Annotated in this window: 8 protein-coding genes; all 8 read left to right on the forward strand. The window is 40.7% G+C overall.

Annotated features, from left to right (window positions below):
- Positions 1 to 617 (forward strand): DUF932 domain-containing protein (locus FM107_RS13370; RefSeq protein ID WP_143559492.1); only part of this gene is annotated, 617 nt, incomplete at its 5' end.
- A 52-nt stretch (positions 618 to 669) separates the two neighbouring features.
- A complete protein-coding gene (locus FM107_RS13375; RefSeq protein ID WP_086949006.1) occupies positions 670 to 876 on the forward strand; it encodes a DNA-binding protein in 207 nt (68 codons plus the stop codon).
- A 17-nt stretch (positions 877 to 893) separates the two neighbouring features.
- Complete coding sequence (locus FM107_RS13380) at positions 894 to 1,082, forward strand: 3-isopropylmalate dehydratase (protein WP_086949007.1); 189 nt, start codon at positions 894 to 896, stop codon at positions 1,080 to 1,082.
- A 12-nt stretch (positions 1,083 to 1,094) separates the two neighbouring features.
- Entirely contained in the window at positions 1,095 to 1,706 is a 612-nt protein-coding gene (locus FM107_RS13385) for a PRTRC system protein E (protein ID WP_086949008.1), read from the forward strand.
- Positions 1,707 to 1,724: 18 nt separating this feature from the next.
- Positions 1,725 to 1,943, forward strand: a complete 219-nt coding sequence (locus FM107_RS13390; RefSeq protein ID WP_086949009.1) for a PRTRC system protein C — start codon at positions 1,725 to 1,727, stop codon at positions 1,941 to 1,943.
- 16 nt (positions 1,944 to 1,959) lie between these two features.
- A complete protein-coding gene (locus tag FM107_RS13395; RefSeq protein WP_086949010.1) occupies positions 1,960 to 3,114 on the forward strand; it encodes a hypothetical protein in 1,155 nt (384 codons plus the stop codon).
- Between the two features lie 10 nt (positions 3,115 to 3,124).
- Positions 3,125 to 3,850 carry a PRTRC system protein B gene (locus FM107_RS13400; RefSeq protein ID WP_179204483.1) on the forward strand — a complete coding sequence of 242 codons (726 nt, stop codon included), beginning with the start codon at positions 3,125 to 3,127 and terminating at the stop codon, positions 3,848 to 3,850.
- The gene (locus tag FM107_RS13405) at positions 3,850 to 4,656 is read left to right on the forward strand and encodes a PRTRC system ThiF family protein (RefSeq protein ID WP_086949011.1); all 807 of its coding nucleotides are present in this window, start codon (positions 3,850 to 3,852) and stop codon (positions 4,654 to 4,656) included. The genes FM107_RS13400 and FM107_RS13405 overlap by 1 nt, the downstream gene beginning before the upstream one ends.
- The last annotated feature ends 264 nt before the right edge of the window (positions 4,657 to 4,920 follow it).

Raw genomic sequence — 4,920 nt, forward strand, 5'->3', positions numbered from 1 at the left:
GCGTCAGGTGTCGAGCCTACTTCCTAACCACTTCGCACGATGGTAGCGGAAGTATTACCGCAGCGTTTACGCCTATCCGTATCGTATGCCAAAACACCCTTAACGCTTCATTGCGAAGTATGACGAATGTAGTCCGCATCAAACACACTTCGGGAGCAAAGCAACGTATCGAGAACGCTCACAAGATTATGGGGTTAGCCAACACATTGAGTAACCAATTAGAGGGCATTTTTAACCAATGGACAAAGGTAAAGGTAACAGACCGAGAAGTCAAAAAACTGATACAGTTGGCACTTTGCCCGAACAAGGAAACGCTTGACCTTATCAACAAAGGTGCAGACGATGAAATATCCACCGTGTTCAAAAACGTAATTGATAATGCCTTTCTGTATGCTATGACAAGCGACACGCAACAGATGAACACCACCAAAGGCACATTGTTCGGGGCGTACAATGCCGTTACAGGCTACTTTCAGAATGTACGGAATTACAAAGACGATGAAGCCAAATTACAGAGCATTGTACTCGGTGGAACTGCCCAACTCAAATCACAGAAAGCATTTGAACTATGTACCTCATTTGCTTTCGACGGTGCGGAAATCCTAAACCTTAATTAGATAACAACAGGCTACCGCCATAATCGGTGGTAGCCTATTAAAAACAACGGATATGAAAGTAAAAACAGTAGAAGAAGCGAAAAGTATGGCGAAAGCCAAGAGCCTTGAAACAAGGTATAAAGACGAAGCTTTCTATATAATTTATTGTTATAGAACGGAATATTTCTATGTAGATACTAACAGCCTAATTCGTCTTTGGGAAATGTTGATAGGCTATTATGAAAATGGAGTATATACCGATGACGAAGCACATTCATAACCTTTAAAGCAAGTACAATGAAAATCATAGATAAAAAAGGGGAATGGATTGAAGTTACCGACCTCATAAAGTCTATCCGAGAAACAGGTTGGTATAAAACATATCAGCACGACCCATCAACAGAAAGTGATAAGGAAAGAAAGGAATATTGGGCAGATATGCACGAGAAACTAAAAGCAATCAAGGAAAAAAGTAACAACAATTAAAATTTAAGAACGATGAACACAAATTTTTTCAATCAGATAGCACAGTTGGACTTTACAGGAGTATTACAACTGAACATTTCAAAGGGAGCAGAAACCAACCTAATCGTATCGGTTTTGCTCAACAACGAACAATGCGGAGATAACGCCAAAAACCTCATTCCCCCATTGACATTTAACGCCACACCCCAAGAGTTTGACGAGGAATTTATTCAGCAGATAACCGCACCTATCAAAACTGTCTCGGGCGTAATGGTGGATATGGAAAAATTCCTTAAACAGATGGAGGAAGTCAAAAAGCAATCGGCAATGGAGAAAGAAAAAACCGAGAAAGCCAAAAAGGAAAAGGAAGCCAAAGACAAGAAGTATAAAGATGCAATGGCTAAAGTGGATGAATTGGAGAAAGAGGGCAAATTCCGTGAAGCGTGGATAAAAGTACCCGACATTTCAGAATACCCCGAAAAAGCGGACGAGATACGCAAACGCAAAACGTCCTTATCCGACAAGTTTGCCACACCGAGCCTTTTTGGAGCAATGGAAGAAACCGCACCCGAACCACCAAAAACGGAAGAAGCTACTGCCGATTTTTCAACAGACATAGCGGACGAAGATGAAAACGAGTATTAACAATTAAAAACGAGCATTATGTTATTAGCAACGCAATTAGAGAGAGTTTTTGTACTCAAAGATAAAGGACAGGACATCAGATTGACCGACCCCGAGCCACGTTGGAGCGTGGAAGCCGTAATGAATTTTTACGCCAATATGTACCCGATACTCACAACGGCAAAAGCATCTGCACCACAGATAAAAGATGATGCAGTAGAGTACAAATTTGAGAGCGTAATGGGTACTAAAGGTTAAACCAAATATTTAAACGATGAACTATGCACATACATATCCTATCGGGAACTATCACAATACCCGAACAGCAACGACAACGGCAATTGCACCGACAGTTGAACGAGTTCGCCAATTGGATGCAAAAGCCAAAGGATGCAAACGAAGTGCAGAAAGACAAACGAAAATCAGTACCGACAACAATGTTGCCAATGGTTTTCTAAAGTGTACGTTTCTGCCTAAACTGAAAGAAACAAAAACCGTACAGGCTTGCAGGAAATCGGATAAAATGGAAAGGGATTTTTTTCAGTCCCTTTCCAAATTGGCAGAGCATTACCAAATTGAACAGATGCCAACCCGACAATTTCCATATCCCTACAATATGGCATTGGCAATGTCGGATATGGAAGAAAAACTAAAGGAAAAGGTTTTGGATTGGGAAGAAGTCCGTTTGGTACAGGATAGTAAGAAAACCTATTTTGTAAGTGAAGAACGCTATAATACAGGTTCAACACTTTTTTACATTCCCGTTGCTTCGTTGTATCGAATGTTGCACAACCATAAACGGAAAAGAAACGCCCATTTGCTATTGTCCGTTTGTGCCTATCTATACCACTTAGCCGACATTCCATATTACAGGCAGGAAGACAGCTATCTGTATTGGATGTATGAAATGATGAACGATTGGGTGGAGCAGGACGAAAATACGGACGAAACAGCCGTTTATCTTGCCGAGATAAAACAAGCCGAATATATCGGGGATTATATGGAACAGCGGATTTATAACCGCATTAATCTAACCGTATTTGAACAGCGTATCAACGGTTTTAAAGCGAAAGATGATTTTGATACTGAATGTTTGACCGTAGCAAAAGAAGCCTTTGCCCTTTATCAGACCTATCCGAATGAAAATGTATTCCGTAATGCAAAACCCAACGGAGAAGCATCGGAGGAAGATATGGAAAACATTATCGGTATGGAAAAGTACATTTCCTTTTACGCAGACCACAAAGGTTGGCTCAATGAAACCCTTATAGAATCGGTCAACACCGAAATGCAGGAGTACGCACAAATGGAAGAACCCATTATCCAAAAACAGTTTGACGGCAGGGATATAACCGACAATAACCTTTGTTTTGAAAACCGATTGTTTGAACTACTACACAGATTAAGCGACATTTTACACACCTTTTAAAATTGAAAATATGGAAACGATTAATGATATAACACAAGACTTCGGCACATTGTACCACCCAAAATCGGCTTTGGTATTCTATGAAACCAAAGGAAGTAATACCGATGTGTATGTAGAGCATTTTGATATGGACAAAAATGGCAACCCCATAAATGCCCACCCATTGACCGTAAGGGAAGCGAATGTTTTGGCAAAGGCACTGAATACCGAACAGGAAAAGAACAAAGCCTTTTTGAAGTCAAACGGAATTTTACCGACCAACATTCTGCACATCAACCCCAATGCGGATAAAGGTGCAGTCATTTGGTACACCAAAGCACAACAACGGCAAATGTATTTTGTGGATAGTCTGCAAACCCCCAACGGAAAAGCACCAATACCGCCAATGCTTTGGAAAGCCAGTAAAAACAGTTTGAGCGTGTTTGCACTTTCAAGCGACAGAAGACCAACAGAAAAGACGAAATTGTACCATACACCTTATTTCAATATCTATGATGACGGCAAAGTCTGTATGGGAACGGTTAGCGTTGATATTAAGAAATCCGCTTCGGTGGAAGAATTCATACAGGCTTGGGAATACTATTTTTTCAATTCCTATTTCAGCCATTTGTTAGGCAATCATAACCCGATAAAAGGCAATTGCGTAACCCTTTGGAAAGACCTTATAAATACAGATAAACCCTTTCCGAAAGAAGTATTAAAACCGAATAACAAAACCCTTAAAAATCTATTGTAATGGAAACAGTAAAAACAGCCGTTCATTTTACGGACAACTATTTAATAAGTCCAACCAACCCGATAGAAGTCAATTTGATTGGTGCAGGTGGCACTGGCTCAAAGGTTTTAACCGCCTTAATGGAAATGAGCCACAGCCTAACTGAATTGGAACACCCAGGCTTACAGGTACGTTTGTGGGATGATGATATTATCACGGAAGCCAATTTGGGCAGACAGCGATTTGCACCAAGCGAAACAGGCTTGTACAAATCTGTAGCCTTAATAAACCGTGTCAATCGGTTTATGGGAACGAATTGGAAAGCCGAAACCCAAAAGTTTGAATGCAATGCGTTGGGAGGATTGCCCGAAAATGCAAAGGCAACGATTTATATTACTTGCGTGGACAATGTACAAGCACGGTTTGATATTGCCGAAATGCTCAAAGCGATGAGCAAACGCAGAGCCAACCGTGAAGAACTAAAGTATTGGTTAGACTTTGGCAACAGCCAACAGACAGGACAGGTTATACTATCTACTATCGGAGAAATCAAACAACCACAATCAGAGAAGTACGAAACGGTCGCAAGCCTGCCAATGGTTACGGATGAATTTGGCGAACTGCTGAAACAGTCCGAACAAACAGACGATACACCGAGTTGCAGTTTAGCCGAAGCATTGGAAAAACAGGATTTGTATATCAATGCTACATTGGCTCAAATGGGTTGTTCTCTATTGTGGTCTATGTTCCGCTATGGAATGACTGAAAACAGAGGTTTTTTCCTTAATCTGAAGAACTTTCAAACCCAACCCCTCAAGGTCGCCTGACAGCCAAAGTCGGGCGGCGAAAAGACGCATCCTTACGTTGGTCGGAACCGCCTTTTCGCATTTAAAATAGGTGCAACCACTTTGCCAAAATGCACCACTTCACAAATCCCCTTCTAATACATTTTTCCAAACAGGTTGCGATATTTTTTCGTGGGATATTCATTATCCCAATAATTCGTTCTGGAAATGACTTCTTTTCTTTTCACACAGCGACCAAAGAAAAGATTCTGTGTTATAAACCAAATATATTTTTTAAAAATGATA

It is taken from the genome of Sphingobacterium sp. JB170 (genome assembly GCF_900163865.1).
Classification (GTDB): Bacteria; Bacteroidota; Bacteroidia; order Sphingobacteriales; family Sphingobacteriaceae; genus Sphingobacterium.